Source organism: Pseudonocardia sp. DSM 110487, assembly GCF_019468565.1.
GTDB lineage: Bacteria > Actinomycetota > Actinomycetes > Mycobacteriales > Pseudonocardiaceae > Pseudonocardia.
This window is the reverse complement of record NZ_CP080521.1, coordinates 1,305,158-1,326,480: the sequence shown is the minus strand read 5'-3', so window position 1 is coordinate 1,326,480 and position 21,323 is coordinate 1,305,158. Positions and strand designations below refer to the sequence as shown.

Genomic DNA, 21,323 nt, shown 5'->3' with positions numbered 1-21,323 from the left:
TCGCCGCGCGATCACGGTCACCGTAGCGCGATCGCAGCGATTTCTATAACCTGTTCTAGTTCTTGGCGAACGGGAGGCGAGATGACGACCGCTGAGGTCGATGTCGTGGTGGTGGGTAGCGGGGCCGCCGGCATGACCGCGGCGCTGACCGCTGCCCACCGCGACCTCGCCGTCGTGGTGGTGGAGAAGGCGCCGCACTTCGGCGGATCCACCGCGCGGTCAGGGGGCGGGATCTGGATCCCGAACAACTCGGTGCTGCGCCGAGCGGGCGTATCCGACTCCCCCGAGAACGCGGCCGCCTACCTCGAGCACCTGCTCGGCGACACCGTGCCCGAGCCGCGGCGCCGCGCGTTCCTGGAGCACGGCCCGCGGATGCTCGACTTCGTCATCGCGCACACCCCGCTGCGCTTCGCGTGGGTGCCGGGCTACGCCGACTACTACCCGGAGGCGCCCGGTGGGGTCGCTGCCGGGCGCAGCATCGAACCCCGGCCGCTCGACGCGAAGGTGCTCGGCCCCGAGCTCGACCACCTCAACCCGCCGTACATGGCCGCACCGTCGAGCATGGCGATCACCGCCGCCGACTTCCGCTGGCTGAACCTGATCGCCCGCCACCCGCGCGGCCTGCTCCGCGCCGCACGCGTGTTCGGGCGGCGGCTCCGTGGGGGGCGCGTGCTCACCCTCGGCCAGGCGCTCGCCGCCGGACTGCGCGCCGGTCTCGCCACCGCACGGGTGCCCGTCGAGCTGGGGGTGTCCCTTGTCGATCTTGAGGTCGAGGACGGGCGCGTCACCGGCGTGCGCGTGCTGCGCGACGGCACCGCGGAGGTGCTGCGCGCCCGGCGAGGCGTCGTTGTCGCGTCAGGGGGCTTCGAGCGCAACGCGGCCATGCGCGCCCGGTACCAGCGCGCGCCGATCGGCACCGACTGGACCACGGGTGCCGTCACGAACACCGGCGACGGCATCGAGGCCGGGCAGCGCATCGGCGCGGCCGTCGACCTGATGGACGACGCGTGGTGGGGCCCGTCGGTCCCGCTCACCGGCGGCCCGTACTTCTGCCTCGCCGAGCGCACGCTCCCGGGCTGCATCCTGGTCAACGGGGCGGGCAGGCGGTTCGTCAACGAGGCCGCGCCGTACGTCGACGCCGTGCACGCCATGTACGACGGGCACGCCACGGGCGTCGGGCACGTCCCGTCCTGGCTGATCGCCGACCAGCGCTACCGCAACCGCTACCCCTTCGCCGGGCTCGGCCCGCGCCGGCCCTTCCCCGGCCGCTGGTACAAGGCGGGCGCGGTGCACACCGCACCCACGCTCGGCGAGTTGGCCGCCTCGATCGGCGTGCCCGGCGATGCACTGACGGCCACGGTCGAGGAGTTCAACGGTTTCGCCCGCCGCGGCCGGGACGAGGGGTACGGCCGCGGCGACAGCGCATACGACCGCTACTACGGCGACCCGCGCCAGCAGCCCAACCCGTGCCTCGGCCCGCTCGACGTCGCACCGTTCCACGCGGTCCGCATCGTGCCGGGCGACCTGGGCACCAAGGGCGGGTTGCGGGTCGACGAGCGGTCGCGGGTGCTCCGCGAGGACGGCAGCGTGATCGCAGGGCTCTACGCGGCCGGCAACGCCGGCGCGTCGGTGATGGGACGCACCTACGCAGGCGCCGGAGCAACCATCGGACCGGCCATGACGTGGGGATACGTCGCCGCGCTCGACCTGGCCACCGCCACCGTCGAAGAGGGAGTTCGATGATCCAGAACGGTGACGACGGAGTGCGCACGATCGACGTCGGTGCGCCCCCCACGCGGTTCGCGCGTGGCTGGCACTGCCTTGGCCTCGCCGACTCGTTCCGGGACGGCAAGCCGCACGCGATCGAGGCGTTCGGCACGAAGCTCGTGGTCTTCGCCGACTCGCAGGGCGAGCTCAAGGTGCTCGACGCCTACTGCCGCCACATGGGCGGCGACCTCAGCCAGGGCAGCGTCAAGGGCGACGCGGTGGCCTGCCCGTTCCACGACTGGCGCTGGGGCGGCAATGGCCGCTGCGCGGGCATCCCCTACGCCAAGCGCGTGCCGCCACGGGCGCGGACCCGATCGTGGATCACGCTCGAGGAGAACAAGCAGCTCTTCGTGTGGAACGACCCGCAGGGCAACCCGCCACCGCCGGAGGTGGTGATCCCACGGATCGAGGGTGCCTTCTCATCGGAATGGAGCAACTGGACGTGGGACTCGGTGCGGATCGAGGGCTCGCACTGCCGGGAGATCATCGACAACGTCGTCGACATGGCGCACTTCTTCTACGTGCACTTCGCGTTCCCCACCTACTTCAAGAACATCTTCGAGGGTCACGTCGCCACTCAGCTGCTCAACACCCGTGGCAGGGCGGACATCGGGTCGGGCTCGAACTACGCAGGCAAGGACAACGTCGCTCGTTCGGAAGCGTCGTACTACGGCCCTTCGTACATGATCGACAATCTCTGGAACGACTACCGAGGCTTCACGATCGAGACGATCTTGATCAACTGCCACTACCCGGTCACGGCGGACTCGTTCGTGCTGCAGTGGGGCGTCATCGTCCGGAAACCGCCGGGCGTCTCCGACGCTGACGCCGACCGGATCGCGGCCAAGTTCGCCAAGGCCACCGGCGTCGGATTCCTGCAGGACGTGGAGATCTGGAAGAACAAGACCCGGATCGACAACCCGCTCCTCTGCGAGGAGGACGGCCCCGTCTACCAGCTGCGGCGCTGGTACGAGCAGTTCTATGTCGACGTCGAGGACGTCACCGAGGACATGACCAAGCGGTTCGAGTTCGAGGTGGACACCACCCGCGCCATCCAGGCGTGGGAGGAGGAGGTCGCCGAGAACCTGCAGCGCCGAGCCAGCGAGGTGACATGACTGGCCCGGTCCGCCATCGTGACGAGCTCGCGGCCGCCACCGCGGCGGACCGGCGCGAGTACCTGGAGCACGGCCTGCGCGAGCTCGACTGCCTGCACTGCGCGGGCCGGGTACTGGTCAAGAAGAACAGCTGGGCGCACACCAGCATCGAGTGGACGGCCGACGCCGTGGCGCGATGCGACGCCTTCAGCAGCCACGACGGGTGCCCGCGGCTGCACCGCAGCATCGAACACGCGATCATGGCCGGGCAGTTGCAGGTTCCCGATGGCTGACCGGCTGACGGTGATCGAGGTGGTCGAGGAGACCTCCGACGCGCGGTCGGTCGTCTTCTCGGTACCGGCCGAACTGGGCGAGCGGTACGCCTACCGCCCAGGCCAGTTCCTCACGATCCGGATCCCGGGCTCGTCGCTGGCCCGCTGCTACTCGCTCTCCAGCTCGCCGCACGAGGGCAGGATCGCCGTCACGGTCAAGCGGGTCACCGACGGCCGGGGCTCCAACTGGATCTGCGACAACGTCACCGTCGGCATGGAGCTGGAGACGCTCCCGCCCGCAGGCACCTTCACGCCGCGCTCCCTCGACGAGGACATGGCGTTCTTCGCGGCGGGCAGCGGGATCACGCCGGTCATCTCGATCATCCGGGCAGCACTGGCGCAGGGCAGCGGACGGCTGGCGCTCGTCTACGCCAACCGCGACGAGCGATCGGTGATCTTCGGCGCCGAGCTGCGCGAGCTCGCCGCGGCACACCCGGGCCGGCTGCTCGTCCAGCACTGGCTGGAGAGCCTGCAAGGCCTCCCGAGCCAAGCCGCGCTGGCCGAGCTGGCCCGACCGTTCGCGCCGCGCGAGCACTTCGTGTGCGGGCCGGCACCGTTCATGGACGCGATCACGCACGCGCTGCGTGATCTGGGCGTGCCACGCAAGCGCATCCACATCGAGCGGTTCGTCTCGCTCGACGAGGACCCGTTCGCGGCCACACAGCCGGTGGAAGCGACCGAGGGCACCGCCGCCCGGCTCGCGGTCGAGCTGGACGGCGAGCAGCACGCCATGTCATGGCCGCCCGGCACGAAACTGCTCGACCTGCTGCGCGACGCGGGCGTCGACGCACCGTTCTCCTGCCGGCAGGGGTCGTGCGGCGCGTGTGCGTGCCGGGTGACCGGCGGCGAGGTGAAGCTGCTGCGCAACGAGACGCTCGACCGCACCGACCTGGACGAGGGCTGGGTGCTGGCCTGCCAGGCGCTGCCCGTCAGTGACGAGGTCGCCGTCACCTTCGACTCGTGAGTGAATATGCGAGCTGTAGCGCGCGTATCCACTCACGACCGGGCAGCGAGCACCAGCCCGCTCGTCGGCACGCCTGTACCGGCGGTCACCACCACGTGCTCCACCCCGCCGACCTGGTTGACCGACGTTCCCCGCACCTGGCGCACCCCCTCGGCGATGCCGTTCATGCCGTGGATGTAGGCCTCGCCGAGCTGCCCACCGTGGGTGTTGACCGGGAGCCTGCCGTCGAGCTCGATGCCGCCGTCGGCGACGAAGTGGCGTCCCTCGCCCCGCCCGCAGAACCCCAGCTCCTCCAGCTGCACCAGGACGAACGGGGTGAAGTGGTCGTAGAGCATCGCGACCTGGACGTCGGCCGGGCCGATCCCGGCCTGCCGCCACAGCTGGCGCGCCACCACCGCCATCTCCGGCAGGCCTGCGAGGTCGTCGCGGTAGTAGCTGGTCATCGTGAACTGGTCGGGCCCGCTGCCCTGCGCCGCCGCGGCGACGACCGCGGGCGGGTTCGGCAGGTCGCGGGCCCGCTCGGCGCTCGTGACGACCAGCGCCACCCCGCCGTCGCTCTCCTGGCAGCAGTCGAGCAGGTGCAGCGGCTCGACGATCCACCGTGACGCCTGGTGGTCGGCGAGCGTGATGGGGCGGCCGTGGAACCACGCATTCGGGTTGGTGGCCGCATGGCGGCGCATCGCGACCGCGATCCGCCCGAAGTCCTCGCTGGTGGCGCCGAACTCGTGCATGTACCGGCGGGCGAACATCGCGACCGTGGCGGCGGGCGTGGAGAGGCCCATCGGGTAGTGCCAGCCGTTGTCGAGGCCACTGGACGTGGGTGCCGCGACGGCGCCGGCCTGCGTGCGGCCGAACCGCACCCCGGATCGCTCGTTGAACGCCCGGTAGCAGACCACCACATTCGCTACGCCCGTAGCGATCGCCATCGCCGCCTGCTGCACAGTCGCGCACGCCGCGCCACCGCCGTAGGGGATGCGGCTGAAGAACCGCAGTTCCGGCAGGCCGAGCTCCCGCGCCACCGCGACCTCCGCGTTGGCGTCCATCGAGAACGTCACCATGCCGTCCACGTCGGACGGCGCCAGGCCCGCGTCGGCGAGCGCGCCGCGCGCCGCCTCTGCGGCCAGCTGCAGTTCGCTGCGCCCGGAGTCCTTGGAGAACTCGGTTGCCCCGATGCCGGCGATCGCCGCGGCACCCGCAAGACCCGTCATGGCAGCTCCAACCGGACGGTGCCGGTGACGTGGTCGCCGAGGCTGCACCGGCCGACGACCTCGACCACCACCTCGGCCCCGGCCTCGACCACCCGGCCGCCCAGCACCAGTGTGTCGCCCGCATAGCAGGGTGCCCCGAGCCGGATCGCCACGCCGCGGACGCGGGCGGTGGGCCCCGCCCAGTCGGTGACGCAGCGCTGCACCAGGCCGGTGGTGGTGAGGATGTTGAGGAAGATGTCCTTCGACCCGCGCGCCACCGCGGCGTCCCGGTCGTGGTGCACGTCCTGGAAGTCGCGCGTGGCGAGCGCGGTCGAGATCACGAACGTCGGCGTGGCCTCGATGCGCAGCTCGGGCAGCACGTCCCCGAGGGCCGGGGTCATCGGGGCCGCCACGCCGGCAGCGTCAGATCCCCGTCGATCCGGTCGAAGACGACCTCGACCGGCATCCCGATCCGCGCCCGTTCCGGGTCGGTGTGCAGCTCGCCAAGCACCCGCACGCCCTCCTCCAACTCGACCACCGCCACGACGAACGGCGGCTCCCGCCCTGGCACCGGCGGGTGGTGGTGGACCACGTAGCTGTAGACCTCGCCCCGGCCGGACGCCACGAGGTACGACGGGTCCGTCGCACCGCATCGCGGGCACATCGGCCCCGGCGGGTGCCGCAACGCCTCGCACGCGCCGCAGCGCTGCACCCGCAGCTCCCCTGCCGCCGCGCCCTCCCAGAAGAACGCGGTGTCGCGGTTGACGACCGGCCGGAGCACGTCCCGCGGTGGCACGAGATCCGGCGGCCGGAACTTGAGCACCCGGAACATCATCTCGGCCACCGGCTCCTCGTCGACCGTCCACGTGCTCACGGTCGTGACGAACCAGCCATCGCCCAGCGCGGTGCGCTTGGGGCCGACCACGTCGGTGAGCCGGGACCGGACCGCAACGTGCTCGCCGGGGCGCAGGTACCGGGCGTAGGTCTGCTCGCAGTTGGTGGCGACCACGGAGGTGTAGCCGGCTTCGTCCAGCACCGCGGTCATGACGGCGAGCGGGTCGTCGGCCGAGCGCTGACCGTGCAGGCCGGGCATGGTCCACACCTGCGCCATCGCCGGGGGCGCGAGGTCGGGGTAGGCCGGGTTCGCGTCGCCGAGCGCCTCGGTCCAGTTGCGCACCATCGGCACGTTCACCGGGTCCCTGGCGGGCCGAGGGGTGCAGTCGCCATCGGCGATCAGGCGTCGGGCCACGGCCTCTATCTCGTTCACCGGGGCACCCTCGGCAGCCCGAGTCCCGCCGTCGCGACGAGCTCGCGCATCACCTCGTTGACCCCGCCGCCGAACGTCAGCACCAGGTTGCGCTTGGCGTGCACGTCCAGCCAGCGGGCCAGCCACGCCGTATCGGGATCGCTCGGGTCCCCGTGCCGCCCGACCACCTCGGCCAGCCGCCGTCCGATCCGCTGCACCGCCTCCGAGCCGAAGATCTTGGTGGCCGACGCGTCGGCGACGGTCACCGGGCCGTCGGCGGCGGACGCGGCGACCTGCCAGTTGAGCAGCTCGTTGACGTGCCGGGCGGCGAAGCTCTCGGCGAGCATCCTGCGAACGTCCGGCTGGTCGAGCACGCCGTGCGCGGCCGCCCACTCGCGCACCCGGTCGTGCAGGACGGCGATGCGCCCCGCCGGGCCGAGCATCACCCGCTCGTGGTTGAGCTGGGTGGTGATCAGCCGCCAGCCCTCGTTCTCCTCGCCGACGCGCATGCCGACCGGCACCCGCACGTCGGTGTAGTAGGTGGCGTTGACGTGGTGTGCCCCGTCGCAGGTGATGATCGGCGTCCACGAGAAGCCGGGGTCGCGGGTGTCGACGATGAGGATCGACAGTCCGCGGTGCCGGGAGTCAGGCGGCCCGGTGCGGCAGGCCAGCCAGACGAAATCGGCGTCGTGGGCGCCGGTGGTGAAGATCTTCTGCCCGTTGACGACGTAGGTGTCGCCGTCGCGGACGGCGGTGGTGCGCAGCGCGGCGAGATCCGTGCCGGCGTCCGGTTCGGTGTAGCCGATGGCGAAGTGCACCTCGCCGGCCAGGATCGCCGGGAGGAACCGGGCTCGCTGCTCCGGGGTGCCGTGGACCTGCAGCGTCGGCCCGACGGTCTGGAGCGTGACCGAGGGCAGCGGCACGTCCGCGCGGGTGGCCTCGTCCACGAAGATCTGCTGCTCGATCTCCCCGAAGCCGTGCCCGCCGTACTCGACCGGCCATCCGACGCCCAGCCGGCCGTCGCGGCCCATCCGGCGGATCACGTCGCGGTACACGGGCCCGTGCCGCTCGGTGAGCAGCACCTCCCGCTCGGCGTCGGTGAGCAGGTCCGCGAAGTATCCGCGCAGCTCGGTGCGCAATGCCTGCTGCTCGTCGGTGAGCTCGATCCGCATGGGGTTCCTCTAGATTCGCAGGCCCAGTTGTTCGATTCCGTGCTCGACCCCGCCGACGAACCGGGCGAGGTCCTTGCCCCATGCGTAGTGCCGGTGCAGGGGGTAGGTGACGTCGACGCCGAGCCCGCCGTGCAGGTGCTGGCACGTGTGCAGCGCGGCCGGTGCTTCCTGCGCCAGCCAGTACGCGGCGACGTCCAGGTCGGCGCCCGCGTCCCGCCCGGCCCCGAGCCGCCAGCACGCCGCTCGCGCCGCGAGGTGGAGCGTCCGCGCCGCGATGTAGACGTCGGCCATCTGCTGCGCTACCGCCTGGAAGGTGGCCAGCGGGCGCCCGAACTGCTCGCGCGACCGCACGTGCGTCGTGGTCAGGTCGAGGGCACCGGCCAGCACGCCGTCACCCACCGCGCTCGCGCCGGCCACCGCGCACGCGTGCAGCTCGCGCAGGGCCCCGTCACCGAGCACCGCCGTGGTTGACACCCCATCCATGACCAGCACGTGCTCGGGTGCCCCGCTGGAGGTCGGCGCCGGGTGCAGCGTGACCCCGGCTGCGGCCGGGTCGACCAGCAGCACGGCGACATCGCCGCCGGGCATCGCGGCCGGGACCAGGATCCGGTGCGCGGTGGCTGCGTACGGGACACCGATCTTCGTACCTGACACGACCCAGCCCGTGCCGTCCGGCTCGGCGCTCGTGCGCGGGCGCTCGGTGAGCGGGGCGGAGGGCTCGTGGAGCGCGGCGGTGAGCGCGGCGCCCTCCTCGACCACCGGGCCGAGCACGGCCCGCTGCTGCTCGGCGGTGCCCGCCCGGACCACCGGGAGCACGCCGAGCGCGAGCGTGGACAGCGCCGGGACCAGCGCCGTGTGCCGGCCGACCTCGGTGAGCACCAGCGCGCTCTCGACGACGCCCAGCCCGGCGCCGCCGAGCGACTCTGGCACGGAGAGGGTGAGCAGTCCGGCCTGGCCCATCGCCTTCCACAGCGCGGCCGGATCGGGCTCCTGAGCCAGGATCTCGCGCGCGAGGCCTGCGACCGCGCGCTGGCTCTCGTCCAGGCTGAAGTCCACGCGCGCTCCTCGCCGCCGAAAGTGGAACGTGTTCTAGTATCGAGTGCCGTCAGCGCAAGGTCAACCGACCGCAGGTTCGCGGGGAAGGCCGAGGATCCGCTCGCCGACGAGGTTCAGCAGGATCTGGGTGGTGCCACCGGCAATCGAGTGGCAGCGGCTGAGCAGGAACTCGTGCACCAGCACAGCGGACGCGCCGTCGTCGGCCGCCGCGTCCGGCCCGGCGAGCGTCAGTGCCATCTCGGCGACGTCCTGCCGGTGGCGCACCCCGACCAGCTTCCGGACCGCGGAGCCCGGTCCCGGGTCCTGGCCGCCGAGGCGCAGCAGCGTGGCACGCAGGTCCAGCAGCGAGACGACCGACCCTTGCGCGACGAGCGCGCCGATCGGCTCCCGCGCGTCGGCAGGGGGCTCGAGCTCGAGCAGCCGCTCGACGGCCTGTCCGAGCGCCGAGCCGCTCCCGATCGCCACCCGCTCGTTGGCGAGGGTGGTGCGCGCCAGCGCCCACCCGCCGCCGACCTCGCCGACCACGTCGGAGTCCGGCACGAAGACCCGGTCGAGGAAGACCTCGTTGAACACCGCCTCACCGGTGATCTCCCGCAGCGGCCGCACCTCGATGCCGGGGCTCGTCATGTCGACGAGGAAGTAGGTGATGCCGCGATGGCGGGGGGCTTGCGGATCGGTGCGGGCGAGGCAGATCGCCCAGTGCGCCTCGCGGGCCAGCGACGTCCAGACCTTCTGCCCGGTGAGCACCCAGCCGCCATCGACGCGCTCGGCACGGGTGCGCAGCCCGGCGAGGTCGGAGCCCGCCTCCGGCTCGCTGAACAGCTGGCACCAGGTGATCTCACCGCGCAGGGTGGGCGCCGCGAACCGTTCCTGCTGCTCCGGGGTGCCGTGCTGCAGCAGCGTCGGCACGGCCCACGCCCCGATCACCAGGTCGGGCCGGGACACGCGCGCGCGGCGCAGCTCCTCGTCGATCAGCAGTTGCAGGGCGGGCGGAGCGTCCAGGCCGTGGGGCGCGGGCCAATGCGGTGCGAGGTAGCCGATGTCGGCGAGGTGCCTGCGCCGCTGATCCGCCGGAAGCGCCGCCAGCTCCGCGACGGCGGCGCGGACCTCGGAGCGGCGCGCCTCCGTCGCCGGGTCCAGGGCGATCGCGAGCGTGCGCCGGGCGCCGCCGATCGCCAGATCCGTTGCGCGGCGGCGCCAGCCTGCCGTCCCGCCGAGCAGCTGCCGGTTGGCCAGCGCGCGGCGCAGGTAGAGGTGCGCGTCGTGCTCCCACGTGAAGCCGATGCCCCCGAGGACCTGGATGGCGTCCTTCGCCGTGTCGACCGCGGCGTCAAGGCCAACCGCCGCCGCGACGGCCGCGGCGAGCGGCAGCTCGTCGCTCGCGTCCTCCACCGCACGGGCCGCGTCCCACGCGACCACGCCCGCCTGCTCGACCCGGCACAGCATCTCCGCACAGAGGTGCTTGACCGCCTGGAACGACCCGATGGGCCGGCCGAACTGCTCGCGGACCTTCGCGTGGGCAGTGGCGGCGCGCAGGCACCACCCCGCGACGCCCGCGGACTCGGCCGCGAGGAGCACCGCGGCGAGGTCGCGGACCTCGCCCGCGACCACGTCCGGTACCACCCGGGCGGCCGGCACCTCCACGTCGCGCAGGACCACGCGCCCCAGCGCACGGGAGAAGTCGACGGGCAAACGCTGCTCGACCGTGAGGCCGGGGTGGTCTGCGTCGATCACGAACCACACATCGCCCGCGGCGAGCAGCAACAGCGGGGCCGACCCCGCCCCGAGCACGGTCGAGATCTCTCCGGAGACCCGCAGACCACTACCGGCCGCGTCGAGCGCCTTCGCCGAGCAGGCGTCCAGCGCGAGCGCCACGGCCGTCTCGCCGGATGCGAGCCCCGGCAGCAGCTCCTTTGCGACCGGCGCCTCATGGCGCGCGGCGAGGAGAAGGCCCGCGAGTACGGTGCCGACCACCGGGCCGGGCACCAGCTCGGCGGCGCACTGCTCCACCGCGGCCGCGGCATCGACGACCGAACCGCCGCCACCGCCAACCGCCCCGGGCAGTGCGACGCCGAAGATGCCGATCGCGGACAGCGCGGCCCAGTGGGCGGCGAAGTCCGGATCGTGCTCGGCGGCGCGCACCGCCGCGGTGCCGTCCAGCCGCGCGACGCAGGCCCGCACGGCGTCCTGCAAGGCGAGCTGCTCGTCGGTCGTCGCGATCGCCATGTGCCCTCCTTGGTCGAGGGCAGTGTAGAACGTGTTCCAGTTAACGCAGCGCGACCACGATGCGAGACAGCTATCACCCACCGGGGTGAGCAGGCCACGTAGCATGCAGGGCACTCCGCGGATACGGTTCGGGTGATCGCCAGAACCCGTTCCGATCGGCGAGCTGCGAGTACACAGGGGATCGAAAGCACAGATGACGGATCCAGCACGGCGGGCCGCTGCGAGCCCGGGCGCCCCGGCCGCACTGACCGACCGCACCGCCGGCTCACCCATTCAGCGGGAACGCCGCAAGCGCATCCTCGACGCGACGCTCGCGCTCGCCTCGAAGGGCGGCTTCGACGCCGTGCAGATGCGCGCGGTCGCCGAGCGCGCCGACGTCGCACTCGGCACCCTGTACCGCTACTTCCCCTCGAAGATCCACCTTCTCGTCTCCAGCCTGGTGCGCGAGCTGGAGCGGTCCCTCGAGCGGATGGAGCGCGCGCCGGTGCCGGGCGACACGCCTGCGGATCGCGTACTGCACGTCCTGGCGGGCAACACGCGCGCCCTGCAGCGGGACCCACAGCTCACCGAGGCGATGACCAGGGCATTCATGTTCGCCGACACGTCGGTGGCCGCGGAGGTACTCGAGGTCAACCGGCTGAACGAGCGGATGTTCACCCACGCCATGGGCGCGGCCGAGGCCAGCGACGAGGACAAGGCGATCGCGCGCGTGATCGGCGACGTGTGGCTGTCCAACCTCGTGGCCTGGGTCACGCGCCGGGCGTCGGCCGAGGACGTGGAGAAGCGGCTCGAGCTCACGGTCCGCCTGCTGCTGCGCTCCCGTCAGGCTTGATCAACAACGCACTTCACACACCCAGTAGGCACTTCACACAAGGCCCGCCTTGTGTGAAGGGGGTGCTGGGTGTGTGAAGTCGTGGTGGCAGCGCCTCGACCATGTCGACGATGCGGGCGAGACCGCCGCTAACCCGTAATGGTCAGGTCGGCGATCTTCGCGCGGTGGGCGTCGGCGTCACCCCACTGGCCCGCGAGGCGCTTGGCACGCTTGTAGAAGAAGTGCGCCTCGTGCTCCCAGGTGTATCCGATGCCGCCGTGGTACTGGATCATCGCGCCGGTGGCCTGCAGCGCCACGTCGCTCGCCTTCGCCTTCGCCACGCTGACGGCGAGCGGCGCGTCCGGCAGCCGTTCGGCCACGGCGTGGGCGGCGTAGAGCGCGGCGTGTTCGGCCATCGTGACACCCACGTGCAGGTCGGCGAGCGCGTGCTTGATCGCCTGGAACGATCCGACCGGCACCCCGAACTGCTCACGCTCGCGGTCGTAGGCGACGGTGCGGGTGATCGCCTCGCGCGCGATGCCGACGAGGTCGGCCGCGACGAGCACCGTGGCCCTTGCCGCGAGCTCGTCGATCACCTCCGCGGTGGCGCCGGGCAGCGCCTCCCCCGCGCCCGCGTCCAGGTCGGCGAGCCGGGTGGTGCCGTCGTAGGACCCGCGCGGGGTGGCCGTCGCCCCTCGGACCAGCGCCAGCCCGTCACCGGACCGCGCCACCACCACGTCGGCCACCGCTCCGTACTCGACGGCCGGCAGCCTGCCGGGGACGCTCCCACGGAGCGTGAACGCCCCGACGGCCTCACCCGTGGCGAGCCGGGGCAGCCACGAACCCTTCTGCTCGTCCGAGCCTGCGAGCCGCACGGCCTCGCCCGCCAGCACGGTGCCCCGCCATGGGCCCGGCGCCGCGCCCGCGCCCAGCGCCCGCGCGATCACCTGCGCCTCGACGAGCCCCAGGCCGAGGCCGTCGTGCTCCTCGGGCACGAGCACCGCGAGCCAGCCCTGCTCGCCCGCCGCCTTCCAGAGCGATGCCGGGTGCCCGTCGCCCGCGGCGTCCTCGAACACGGCGCGCACGGCGTCCAGGTCGAACCGGTCGGCGAGGTAGCCGCGCACGGCGCCGTCGAACTCGCGCTGGTCGTCGGTCAGTGCGAAGAACATGGTCTGCTCCCCTACCGCGGCAGGCCGAGCACGCGCTCGGCGGTGACGTTGCGCTGCACCTGGGACGAGCCGCCCCAGATCGTGACCGACCGCGACCACATCGCCTGCGCGTGCAGCGGCCGCATGTCCACCCCGTCGATCGCGTCGAGGGTGGCGTCCTCGCCGAGGATGTCGTCGTAGACCTCCCAGAGGTCCTGGTACGTCTCCGACCACTGCAGCTTCGTCATCGACGCCTCGAACCCGAGGTCACGGCCTTGCTCGACCTGCGTGAGCACGTACATCGCGTGCAGTCGCAGGCACTCCAGTTCGGTGAGGACGCGGGCGAGCTTGCCGCGCACCACCGGGTCGCGATCGCGGCCCAGCCGCTTCGCGATGGCGGCGATCTCGTCGTACTGCCGCCGGAACTCGGTGTACTGCGCGGTCCCGGACGCCCCACGCTCGAACGACAGCAGCAGCATCGCCGTGCGCCAGCCGTCGCCGATCTCGCCGAGGCACTCGGTGGCCGGTACCCGGGCGTCGTCGAAGAACACCTCGCCGAACTCGCTGGCCCCGCTCATCTGCTTGAGCGGACGGGCGTCCACGCCCGGCTGGTGCATGTCGATGAGCAGCATGGAGATGCCGCGGTGGCGCTGCGACCCCGGCTCTGTACGGACCAACGTGAAGATCTTGTCGCCGTGCACGGCGTTGGTGGTCCACACCTTCTGCCCGTTGACGACGAAGTCGTCCCTTTCCGCACTGCCGTCGCGGACCCCGCGGGTGGAGACCGCGGCGAGGTCGGAACCGGCGCCGGGCTCGGAGAAGCCCTGCAACCAGATCACCTCGTTGCGCAGCATCGGCCCGATGATGTCCTTCTTCTGCGCGTCGGTTCCGATCGCCATGACGGTGGGCGCGAGGAAGGTCAGGCCGAGCCCGTTGGCGCTGCGAGGCGCGTTCGCCAGCACCATCTCCTCGTCGTAGATCGCCTTCATGCCGGGGGTGCCGCCGCGCCCGCCGTACTCGGTGGGCCATGCGATCCCGGCGAACCCGGCTTCCGCCTTGGCGCGCTCCCAGTCCCGCCGCATCCGGAAGCTCTCACCGGCGTCGAGCGACTCCCAGAACCCCGGGCGGGTCCACTCCTCGGGGATGTTCACCCGCAGCCACGTCCGCAGCTCGCGGCGGAACTCCTCCTCCGCTGCGGTGTAGGTCAGGTCCATCGCGGCCTCCTCGCGCGCGTACCGGGCGACTCGACACCACCTTGGCATACCCACGGGTAACCTGCGTGCCTTCCGGCACTGTGGGTGAGGATGTTCGGCGTTCCCAGGTACTCTCCGCGTATGCGCACTGAGCGGGTGACGGTGAGCCTGCCGGCGGACCTGGTGGCCGAGGCTCGCGACGCCGTGCGGCGCGGCACCGCGCGGAGCATCTCCTCCTACATCGCAGAGGCCGTGTCGGCGCGGCAGATGCGCGACCGATCACTGGCGGCGCTCGCCGACCTCTACGGCGGCCCGCCCCCTCCCGACGAGCTCGCGGAGGCGCGACGGACTCTGCGCCTGGTGCGTCGGGCCGCCGCCGTCTGATGCGCGCATGATCGGCGGGCGGGTCCTCGACGCCACCGCTCTCGCCGCCTTCGCCATCGGGCGACCCGTGTACGTACGGGCGCTGGTGTGGGCGGCCGTCGAGGAGAACATCGTGCTGGCCGTGCCGAGCGCCGCGCTCGGGCGCGCGTGGTCGATGCTCGAACCCGAGCACCACCCGGCCCTCCAGGTGCTGCTCGACCTGCCCAACACCGTGATCGACGAGCTCGGCTCGGTGTCGGCACACGAGTCGGGGCTGTTGCTGGCCGCGTCCGGGCAGGACGACATCGTGGCCGGTCAGGTCGCCGCCAGCGCGAAGCGCCGGGGCTGGCCCGCGGTCACGGGCGAGCCGGCGGCCCTGCGCAAGGTGGACACGACGGTCACGATCGAAGAGCTCCCCTGAGAATGTGCGTGGTGGCCGGCTGATCTCAGCCGGTCAGCCTCTCGCGCAGGCGCGCGAGCACGTCCTCTTCCAGACCGTGGGCGAGCAGCCAGCCCGCCGCACCGCCGTGCTCGGCATCGAGGTGGTCGAGCACGGCGGCCATGGCCTCTGCCCGCGGCAGGTGCGGGGTGAGGTCGGCAGGCATCGGCTCGCCGGAGGCGGCCGTCCAGCGCCGGAACAGCGCCTCGAGGCGCTCCCCGGTGAGCGCGTAGTCGGCCACGACGGCGTCGCGTTCGACGCCGACGGCGTCCAGCACCAGCGCCACGAACACGCCGGTGCGGTCCTTGCCCGCCGCGCAGTGCACGAGGGTGGGACCGGCGGCGGCGAGCCGCCGTACGGCCGTGACGACGTTGTCGGCGCGGTCACGCAGGTAGCCGAGGTAGATGTGGGTCAGCGGATCCACGTCGTCCTCGGTCTCCGGCAGTTCGCGCCCATCCTCGGGGATGAAGCTCAGCGGGACGGTCTCGATACCCGCCTCCGCGAGCGCCACCGGGCTCACGTGGCGCTCGCGCTCGCGCTGCGTGCGCAGGTCGAGGACGAGCCGCAGCCCGAACTCCTCGACGAGGTGCGTGATGTCGGACGGCGTGCAGTACCGCAACGACGCGCTCCGCAGGAGCACCCCTCGCCGGGTGCTGCCGCCGCCACGCAGCGGCAGGCCGCCGACGTCGCGGATGTTGTCGAGGCCTTCGAGGGCAAGCCAGCGATCCACGGGTGCAACCACGACATCACCCTCGCACGCGGAACATCATCAGACACCACCACGTATCGTGTGTCATGTGGAGCAGGAACTGGTGGCCGCGGCGCTCGCGGTGGCGCGCGCTCGCGGCCGCGACGTCGCGGACGTGCCGCTCGCGGCGATCGCCGCCGCCGCGGGTATGTCGCGCAGCACGCTGCTGCGGCGGCTCGGCGGCACCCGCGGGCCGCTGGACGACGCCGTGCGGCGGGCGGGCGTCGACCCGGGCGGCCGCCCGCCGGCAAGGGAGCGCGCGATCGCCGCCGCCGCGACGCTCATCGCCGAGCAGGGCCTCGGCGCCACCACCCTCGACGCCGTCGCCGCGGCGGCCGACTGCGCCCTGCCCACCCTGCACGGCTTGTTCGACGGGCGCGACGGCCTGCTCACCGCCGTCTTCGACCGCTACGGCCCGTTGCCCGACCTCGAGGCGCTCGCCGCCGACCCGCCGGACGACCTCTGCGACGTCGTGCGCGAGGTGCACCGCGCGATCATCTCCGCGTTCGGGCGAGAGCCGCGCGTGCTGCCGGCGATCTTCGCCGACGCGTGCGGCCGGCCCGGCGGACCGGGCCACGCGATGCTGAAGTCGATGGTCCCGCGCACGACGGCGAGCCTGTGGTCGCTGCTCTGCCCGCACATCGAGGCGGGGCGCCTGCAGCCGCTGCCGTTCCCGCTGCTCGTCCAGCTGATGATGGGGCCGATCGCCACGCACATGCTGCTGCGCCCGACCCTGGAGGCGGCGCTGGGCACGGAACTACCCTCCGTCAATGAGATCGCCGACACGCTCGCGGGCGCCTACGTCCGCGCGGTCGCGATCTGATCGTCGCGTCACCCGATCGTGAACGCTGCGGGCGTCGCCTCCTCCGCGGCGGAGGCCTGCGCCGATCCGGTCGTCCTCGGGCGGTCGGCGCTGGTCCCGGCCCTGCCGGATGATCAAGGAGATGAGCGGGGATCATCACCGGGCACATGTGCTGAACGAGTGCCGCGGGCCACACCGTAGGCTGCGGCGAATGAGTGGCCGATGTAGGTCACACAGAGTCGCCGCCACGGACCCGAGGGAATCGATGACGGACCCCCGCGCCAACCTGATCCGCCAGCAGCTCGCCGACCTCGGTAGGCGGCACGCCGCCGAGGAGAACGCCAAGGCGGCCACTCCACGCGCCACCCGCGTGCTGATCATCGGGAACTTCGGCAACGGCAACACGGGTGACGAGGCCATGCTCGCCCGCACGCTGCAGGAGCTGCCGGAGGACACCGAGGTGCGCGTGGTGTCGCGCAACCCGCGGATGGTCGAGGCGCTGCACCGCGTGCCGGCCGTACCGATGGAGGGCTTCCCCTTCGTCAGGGCGTTGAAGTGGTGCGACGGGATCGCGGTCGTGGGCGGCGGACTCTTCGGGACCGGCGCGTCCTCGCTGGTGAAGGCCCTTCCCGCGATCGTGTGGGCGGCCACGGCCCGCGGGCGCGACATCACCTACCTCGCGATCGGCGTGTACCCCGGCACGCCGGACCGCGTGCTGGACCTGCTGCGCCGCTCGGTCCGCAAGCCGGGGCGGATCAGCGTGCGCGACGAGGTGTCGGCCTGCGTGCTCGGCGACCGGATCGTCGCGCCTGTCGTGGGCGACCTCGCGATGGGCCTTAAGCCGGCCCCGCCTGCCGACGCGCGCCGCACGCTGTCCGCCGCGGGCGTCGACCCCGCGGTGCCGCTGCTGCTCGTGGCCCCGAAGGCGCTGCCCAACCCGATCCTCGTCGACGCGCTCCAGGAGGCAGCGGAGACCCTCGGCCGCCGCTGGATCGAGCGCGGCGGCGCGGTCGCGGGCCTGGCGATCAGCACCCACGCCGACTACGGCCTCGGCCTCGCCCGCCGCGACGAGGTGCTCATCAACGAGCTGGGCGAGCGGCTCGGCCGCAAGGTGCCCGTGCTGGGCCCGCAACTTGAGCCCACACTGGCCAAGGCAGTCGTCGGCGAGGCCGACGCGCTGTTCGGGCTGCGCATCCACTCGCTCGTCTTCGCCGTCTCCATGGGGGTGCCCTGCCTCGGCGTCGGCTGGGAGGAGCGCACGACGGCGTTCCTCGCCGAGCACGAGCAGTCGGCGATCAGCACCCGGCCGCCGGTGGAGGACCTGCACAACTGGGTGGACCAGACGCTGCCCGCACGCTGGTCGGCCCGGCCCCGCCTGCTCTCCTCCTGATCCCGGTGGTCGAGTAGGGCCGGCCCGTCAGCGCTACTCGACCACCGGGAGTGGCTTTGCTGCCACCGCTAGACGCCCTCCGCCGGCGTGCGGCGGAGCATCGGGGGGAGCAGGCGCGCACCGGGGCCCAGTTCCGACACCCGGTCCTCCGGGTTGTACAGGCGGCAGCGCTTCAGCGACAGGCAGCCGCAGCCGATGCACGAGTCCAGGCCGTCCCGCAGCGCGACGAGGGCCTGGATCTGCTCGTCGAGGCGCCCGCGCCACTTCTTCGACAGCCGCGACCAGTCGGCCTTCGTCGGGGTGCGGCCCTCCGGCAACTCGTCGAGGGCGTCGCGCACCTCCTCCAGCCCGACCCCGATCGTGCGCGCGGCCCGGATGAACGCGAGCCTGCGCAGCACCGAGCGCTCGTAGCGGCGCTGCCCGCCGGATGTGCGGGTGGTGCGCAGCAGGCCCTCGCGCTCGTAGTACCGCAGCGCCGACTGCGGGAAGCCGCTGCGGTGCGCCACATCCCCAATGGTGAGCAGGTCCGTCATCTCCACCGGGCGCGTTCCTCCTTGACCTGAACCTGACTTCAAGTCGCACGGTACAGGCATGACCTTCGCGAACGCCATCGTCACCGGGGCGGGCCAGGGCTTCGGCCTCGCCCTGACCGCCTCGCTCGCCGCGCGCGGCACCACCGTGATCGCGTGCGCCCGCGACGCCGATCGGTTGCGGGCCGCCACCGCGCCGCTGCCGGGCGTCGTCGCGCTCGCAGGAGACGTCACCGACCCCGGCTTCCGCGCCGAGCTCGTGGCCGCTACCGGCGGGCACCTCGACCTCCTCGTGCACAACGCTGGGGAGCTGGGCCCGTCGCCGCTGCCCACCCTGGAGCGTTACCCGCTCGACGCGCTGCGCGGCGTCCTGGAGACCACCGTGCTCGCCCCGCTCGCGCTCACCCAGCTCGCACTGCCCCTGCTGCGCGCGTCCGCCACCGGGACGGTCGTGACCCTCAGCTCGGACGCCGCCGTGGACGCATATCCCGGCTGGGGCGGCTACGGGGCCGCCAAGGCCGCGCTCGACCACCTCGCCGCCGTGCTGGCCGTGGAAGAGCCGAACCTGCGGGTGCATGCCTTCGACCCCGGGGACATGCGCACGGCGATGCACCAGCGCGCCTTCCCGGGGGAGGACATCTCCGACCGTCCAGAGCCCGAGACCGTCGTGCCGTGGCTGCTGCGCCTGCTCGACGACCGGCTCCCCAGCGGCCGGTACCGGGCGGCCGACCTCGCGCCCGCGGCCGGGAGCCAGCTGTGACGGCCACGTTCACCGTGCCGCCTGAACTCTCGGCCGCCGAACCGCCCGAGGCCCGAGGGCTCGCCCGCGACGAGGTGCGGCTGCTCGTCGCCCGGGAACGCGGCCCCGTACGGCACACGACCTTCCGCGCCCTCCCTGCCGCTCTGCGGCGCGGCGACCTCCTCGTCATCAACACCTCCGACACGGAGCCGGCAGCAGTCGACGGACACCGCGCGGACGGCACGCCCGTCACCGTGCACGTCTCCGGCCCCGCGCCCGACCACCTGCACGTCGTCGAGTTGCGGACGCCGGACGGGCAGCGGGTGACCGATGGGAAGGCGGGAGAAGGAATCGCGCTGCCGTGCGGCGTGGTGGCGACGCTACTCACCGGCCACCCCGATCCCCGCGTGGTCACCGGGAGCAGGCTGTGGCGGGCGCGCATCCCGGTGGCGGGCGGGCTGCGGTCGTGGCTCGCCGAGGTCGGGCGGCCGATCCGCTACTCCTATGTGCGCCGGCAGTGGCCCCTCGAGGACTACCGCACGGTGTACGCCCGCTCCGAGGCGGAGTTCGGCAGCGCGGAGATGCCGAGCGCGGGCCGCCCGTTCACGATCGCGATGCTGCACGCGCTGCACGCCAGGGGCATCGGCGTCGCAAGGGTCGTGCTGCACACCGGGGTGTCGTCGCTGGAGGCAGGGGAGGTACCGCTGCCGGAGCGCTACCGCGTCCCGCCCGACACCGCGGACGCCGTGAACGCCGCGCGGGCGGCCGGCGGGCGGATCGTGGCCGTCGGCACCACGACGACACGGGCACTCGAGACGGTGGCCGGACCGGACGGACACGTGTCGGCGGGCGCGGGCTGGACGAACCTCGTGCTCGGGCCCGGCCGCCCCGCCCGCGTCGTCGACGGCCTCGTCACCGGATGGCACGAACCGGAGGCGTCGCACCTGCTGCTGCTCGAAGCGGTCGCCGGTCCACGGCTGGTGACCAGGGCGTACGCCGCGGCGGTCGAGCACAGGTACCGCTGGCACGAGTTCGGCGACTCCTGCTTGGTCCTATCGGCCCAGTCCACTCGTCGTACCGGGTGACCGTTGATCGCGTTAACCAACAATCGCGACTGGTTGCCCCCATGCCGCCGAACGGCATGTGGGCTGCGGTGAAATGCAGTGCCGCCGCTTGTCGGAGGGCTGCCCCGGCCCATACTCTTTCGCCCAGCGTCACGACCTGATCACGTGCAACGAATGGACCGGACTCCCCACCCGGTCCCCGGACCCCCGACCGGCAGCGCGTGAACGGGTCGCTCCCCAGCGCTGGAAGGGCTGTTTACGTGGCAGGACACCGCTCCCCCCGTGGTGCTCGTGCGCCCCGCACCGCCGGTGTCACCGGCACCGGTCGGCACCAGGCGGCACACCGGCCCGCGCCCGCGGGGCCGTCGCTCGGCACCACCGTGATCGCCACAACGGCCGCCGTCGGCGCCGTGGCCACGGGCGCGTTCACCGCGATCGTCCCGGCGCTGGAGGACGGCACCGCCACCTCCGCGGCCGCCGACAGCCCCTTCGACGCGGCGCTCGCGTCCAACAGCACCACCATCGACTCGCTGGCTCCGGTCGTGTCGGTGGTCCCGGTCGATCTGGCCGCCGACGCGGAGTCCGTCGAGGACCACGTCGCCCGGGTCGTGCAGGCCGCCGACCTGGCCAAGCTGCACGCCGAGCAGGCCCGTGAGCAGGCCGAGCGCGACCGGATCTCCGCCATGATCGAGCGCGGCGGCCTCGACGGCTGGATCGCGGAGGCGCTGCAGATCCTCGACCTGCCGCAGTCCCTCTCCCCCAGCGTCAAGAAGATCATTCTGAAAGAGTCGAACGGCAACCCGCGTGCGATCAACAACTGGGACTCCAACGCCCGCCGCGGCACCCCGTCCCAGGGCCTGATGCAGACCATCCCGACCACGTACAAGCACTACGTGCACCCGGATCTGAAGGACCGCCCGATCACCGACCCGGTCGCGAACATCACCGCTGGAATCCGGTACATGATCGACAACTACGGGATGAAGACGCTCCAGGCCGGCGGCCGAAGCAACAGCGCCGGGAACTACGTCGGTTACTGAGCGCCTCCCGGG

22 protein-coding genes are annotated in these 21,323 nt (G+C 72.7%); 12 read left to right on the top strand and 10 right to left on the bottom strand.

Annotated features, from left to right (window positions below; translation table 11 throughout):
• Window positions 1–81: 81 nt before the first annotated feature.
• Genes kstD through K1T35_RS06270 form a run of 4 tightly spaced genes read left to right on the top strand, consistent with a single transcriptional unit; the run spans window position 82 to window position 4,157 of the window.
• The gene (kstD, locus tag K1T35_RS06285; RefSeq protein ID WP_220259218.1) at window positions 82–1,743 is read left to right on the top strand and encodes a 3-oxosteroid 1-dehydrogenase; all 1,662 of its coding nucleotides are present in this window, start codon (window positions 82–84) and stop codon (window positions 1,741–1,743) included.
• Window positions 1,740–2,882 carry a Rieske 2Fe-2S domain-containing protein gene (locus K1T35_RS06280; RefSeq protein WP_220259217.1) on the top strand — a complete coding sequence of 381 codons (1,143 nt, stop codon included), beginning with the start codon at window positions 1,740–1,742 and terminating at the stop codon, window positions 2,880–2,882. Before kstD ends, K1T35_RS06280 begins: the two co-directional genes overlap by 4 nt.
• Entirely contained in the window at window positions 2,879–3,154 is a 276-nt protein-coding gene (locus K1T35_RS06275) for a hypothetical protein (RefSeq protein WP_220259216.1), read from the top strand. Before K1T35_RS06280 ends, K1T35_RS06275 begins: the two co-directional genes overlap by 4 nt.
• Window positions 3,147–4,157 (top strand): ferredoxin--NADP reductase, encoded by a 1,011-nt coding sequence (locus tag K1T35_RS06270; protein WP_220259215.1) that lies wholly within the window; start codon window positions 3,147–3,149, stop codon window positions 4,155–4,157. The genes K1T35_RS06275 and K1T35_RS06270 overlap by 8 nt, the downstream gene beginning before the upstream one ends.
• A 32-nt stretch (window positions 4,158–4,189) precedes the next feature.
• Here the strand turns inward: K1T35_RS06270 and K1T35_RS06265 are convergent, their stop codons facing one another.
• The 6 genes from K1T35_RS06265 to K1T35_RS06240 are packed head-to-tail and all read right to left on the bottom strand — an operon-like array spanning window position 4,190 to window position 11,044.
• The gene (locus K1T35_RS06265; protein WP_220259214.1) at window positions 4,190–5,365 is read right to left on the bottom strand and encodes a lipid-transfer protein; all 1,176 of its coding nucleotides are present in this window, start codon (window positions 5,363–5,365) and stop codon (window positions 4,190–4,192) included.
• The gene (locus tag K1T35_RS06260) at window positions 5,362–5,745 is read right to left on the bottom strand and encodes a MaoC/PaaZ C-terminal domain-containing protein (protein WP_220262435.1); all 384 of its coding nucleotides are present in this window, start codon (window positions 5,743–5,745) and stop codon (window positions 5,362–5,364) included. Before K1T35_RS06260 ends, K1T35_RS06265 begins: the two co-directional genes overlap by 4 nt.
• Window positions 5,742–6,611 (bottom strand): bifunctional MaoC family dehydratase N-terminal/OB-fold nucleic acid binding domain-containing protein, encoded by an 870-nt coding sequence (locus tag K1T35_RS06255; RefSeq protein ID WP_255621631.1) that lies wholly within the window; start codon window positions 6,609–6,611, stop codon window positions 5,742–5,744. Before K1T35_RS06255 ends, K1T35_RS06260 begins: the two co-directional genes overlap by 4 nt.
• Window positions 6,608–7,762, bottom strand: a complete 1,155-nt coding sequence (locus tag K1T35_RS06250) for an acyl-CoA dehydrogenase family protein (protein WP_220259213.1) — start codon at window positions 7,760–7,762, stop codon at window positions 6,608–6,610. The genes K1T35_RS06255 and K1T35_RS06250 overlap by 4 nt, the downstream gene beginning before the upstream one ends.
• 9 nt (window positions 7,763–7,771) lie before the next feature.
• Window positions 7,772–8,818 (bottom strand): acyl-CoA dehydrogenase family protein, encoded by a 1,047-nt coding sequence (locus K1T35_RS06245; RefSeq protein ID WP_220259212.1) that lies wholly within the window; start codon window positions 8,816–8,818, stop codon window positions 7,772–7,774.
• Window positions 8,819–8,878: 60 nt separating this feature from the next.
• A complete protein-coding gene (locus K1T35_RS06240) occupies window positions 8,879–11,044 on the bottom strand; it encodes an acyl-CoA dehydrogenase (protein ID WP_220259211.1) in 2,166 nt (721 codons plus the stop codon).
• A gap of 193 nt (window positions 11,045–11,237) precedes the next feature.
• On the opposite strand from K1T35_RS06240, the gene kstR reads away from it, so the two are divergent.
• Window positions 11,238–11,876 carry a cholesterol catabolism transcriptional regulator KstR gene (gene kstR, locus K1T35_RS06235; protein WP_220259210.1) on the top strand — a complete coding sequence of 213 codons (639 nt, stop codon included), beginning with the start codon at window positions 11,238–11,240 and terminating at the stop codon, window positions 11,874–11,876.
• A 128-nt stretch (window positions 11,877–12,004) separates the two neighbouring features.
• Here kstR and K1T35_RS06230 read toward each other — a convergent pair whose 3' ends face one another.
• Window positions 12,005–13,024: an acyl-CoA dehydrogenase family protein gene (locus K1T35_RS06230; protein WP_220259209.1), complete on the bottom strand. Its 1,020-nt coding sequence runs from the start codon at window positions 13,022–13,024 to the stop codon at window positions 12,005–12,007.
• 11 nt (window positions 13,025–13,035) lie between these two features.
• Window positions 13,036–14,217 carry an acyl-CoA dehydrogenase family protein gene (locus tag K1T35_RS06225; RefSeq protein ID WP_220259208.1) on the bottom strand — a complete coding sequence of 394 codons (1,182 nt, stop codon included), beginning with the start codon at window positions 14,215–14,217 and terminating at the stop codon, window positions 13,036–13,038.
• A gap of 120 nt (window positions 14,218–14,337) precedes the next feature.
• On the opposite strand from K1T35_RS06225, the gene K1T35_RS06220 reads away from it, so the two are divergent.
• Together K1T35_RS06220 and K1T35_RS06215 are read left to right on the top strand one after the other, a co-directional pair.
• Window positions 14,338–14,580: a hypothetical protein gene (locus K1T35_RS06220; protein ID WP_220259207.1), complete on the top strand. Its 243-nt coding sequence runs from the start codon at window positions 14,338–14,340 to the stop codon at window positions 14,578–14,580.
• Between the two features lie 7 nt (window positions 14,581–14,587).
• The gene (locus K1T35_RS06215; RefSeq protein ID WP_220259206.1) at window positions 14,588–14,980 is read left to right on the top strand and encodes a hypothetical protein; all 393 of its coding nucleotides are present in this window, start codon (window positions 14,588–14,590) and stop codon (window positions 14,978–14,980) included.
• A 25-nt stretch (window positions 14,981–15,005) separates the two neighbouring features.
• Here K1T35_RS06215 and K1T35_RS06210 read toward each other — a convergent pair whose 3' ends face one another.
• Window positions 15,006–15,740 carry a tyrosine-protein phosphatase gene (locus tag K1T35_RS06210; RefSeq protein WP_220259205.1) on the bottom strand — a complete coding sequence of 245 codons (735 nt, stop codon included), beginning with the start codon at window positions 15,738–15,740 and terminating at the stop codon, window positions 15,006–15,008.
• 55 nt (window positions 15,741–15,795) lie between these two features.
• Here K1T35_RS06210 and K1T35_RS06205 point away from each other — a divergent pair, with 55 nt between their 5' ends.
• Window positions 15,796–16,569, top strand: a complete 774-nt coding sequence (locus K1T35_RS06205; protein ID WP_255621630.1) for a TetR family transcriptional regulator — start codon at window positions 15,796–15,798, stop codon at window positions 16,567–16,569.
• 244 nt (window positions 16,570–16,813) lie between these two features.
• Window positions 16,814–17,938: a polysaccharide pyruvyl transferase family protein gene (locus K1T35_RS06200; protein ID WP_220259203.1), complete on the top strand. Its 1,125-nt coding sequence runs from the start codon at window positions 16,814–16,816 to the stop codon at window positions 17,936–17,938.
• Window positions 17,939–18,006: 68 nt separating this feature from the next.
• Here K1T35_RS06200 and soxR read toward each other — a convergent pair whose 3' ends face one another.
• Window positions 18,007–18,471 carry a redox-sensitive transcriptional activator SoxR gene (gene soxR / locus K1T35_RS06195; protein ID WP_220262433.1) on the bottom strand — a complete coding sequence of 155 codons (465 nt, stop codon included), beginning with the start codon at window positions 18,469–18,471 and terminating at the stop codon, window positions 18,007–18,009.
• A 58-nt stretch (window positions 18,472–18,529) separates the two neighbouring features.
• On the opposite strand from soxR, the gene K1T35_RS06190 reads away from it, so the two are divergent.
• From K1T35_RS06190 to K1T35_RS48710, 3 genes are all read left to right on the top strand, one after another.
• Window positions 18,530–19,228, top strand: a complete 699-nt coding sequence (locus K1T35_RS06190) for an SDR family oxidoreductase (protein ID WP_220259202.1) — start codon at window positions 18,530–18,532, stop codon at window positions 19,226–19,228.
• The gene (locus K1T35_RS06185; RefSeq protein ID WP_220259201.1) at window positions 19,225–20,292 is read left to right on the top strand and encodes an S-adenosylmethionine:tRNA ribosyltransferase-isomerase; all 1,068 of its coding nucleotides are present in this window, start codon (window positions 19,225–19,227) and stop codon (window positions 20,290–20,292) included. The genes K1T35_RS06190 and K1T35_RS06185 overlap by 4 nt, the downstream gene beginning before the upstream one ends.
• A gap of 239 nt (window positions 20,293–20,531) precedes the next feature.
• Complete coding sequence (locus K1T35_RS48710) at window positions 20,532–21,311, top strand: transglycosylase SLT domain-containing protein (protein WP_255621629.1); 780 nt, start codon at window positions 20,532–20,534, stop codon at window positions 21,309–21,311.
• Window positions 21,312–21,323 lie beyond the last annotated feature (12 nt).

Excerpts from the sequence above, each read along its gene's own strand:
- kstD (WP_220259218.1), top strand. The coding sequence starts at position 82 with ATGACGACCGCTGAGGTCGATGTCGTGGTGGTGGGTAGCGGGGCCGCC.
- K1T35_RS06280 (WP_220259217.1), top strand. The coding sequence starts at position 1,740 with ATGATCCAGAACGGTGACGACGGAGTGCGCACGATCGACGTCGGTGCG.
- K1T35_RS06275 (WP_220259216.1), top strand. The coding sequence starts at position 2,879 with ATGACTGGCCCGGTCCGCCATCGTGACGAGCTCGCGGCCGCCACCGCG.
- K1T35_RS06270 (WP_220259215.1), top strand. The coding sequence starts at position 3,147 with ATGGCTGACCGGCTGACGGTGATCGAGGTGGTCGAGGAGACCTCCGAC.
- K1T35_RS06265 (WP_220259214.1), bottom strand. The coding sequence starts at position 5,365 with ATGACGGGTCTTGCGGGTGCCGCGGCGATCGCCGGCATCGGGGCAACC.
- K1T35_RS06260 (WP_220262435.1), bottom strand. The coding sequence starts at position 5,745 with ATGACCCCGGCCCTCGGGGACGTGCTGCCCGAGCTGCGCATCGAGGCC.
- K1T35_RS06250 (WP_220259213.1), bottom strand. The coding sequence starts at position 7,762 with ATGCGGATCGAGCTCACCGACGAGCAGCAGGCATTGCGCACCGAGCTG.
- K1T35_RS06240 (WP_220259211.1), bottom strand. The coding sequence starts at position 11,044 with ATGGCGATCGCGACGACCGACGAGCAGCTCGCCTTGCAGGACGCCGTG.
- kstR (WP_220259210.1), top strand. The coding sequence starts at position 11,238 with ATGACGGATCCAGCACGGCGGGCCGCTGCGAGCCCGGGCGCCCCGGCC.
- K1T35_RS06230 (WP_220259209.1), bottom strand. The coding sequence starts at position 13,024 with ATGTTCTTCGCACTGACCGACGACCAGCGCGAGTTCGACGGCGCCGTG.
- K1T35_RS06225 (WP_220259208.1), bottom strand. The coding sequence starts at position 14,217 with ATGGACCTGACCTACACCGCAGCGGAGGAGGAGTTCCGCCGCGAGCTG.
- K1T35_RS06220 (WP_220259207.1), top strand. The coding sequence starts at position 14,338 with ATGCGCACTGAGCGGGTGACGGTGAGCCTGCCGGCGGACCTGGTGGCC.
- K1T35_RS06215 (WP_220259206.1), top strand. The coding sequence starts at position 14,588 with ATGATCGGCGGGCGGGTCCTCGACGCCACCGCTCTCGCCGCCTTCGCC.
- K1T35_RS06200 (WP_220259203.1), top strand. The coding sequence starts at position 16,814 with ATGACGGACCCCCGCGCCAACCTGATCCGCCAGCAGCTCGCCGACCTC.
- soxR (WP_220262433.1), bottom strand. The coding sequence starts at position 18,471 with ATGACGGACCTGCTCACCATTGGGGATGTGGCGCACCGCAGCGGCTTC.
- K1T35_RS06190 (WP_220259202.1), top strand. The coding sequence starts at position 18,530 with ATGACCTTCGCGAACGCCATCGTCACCGGGGCGGGCCAGGGCTTCGGC.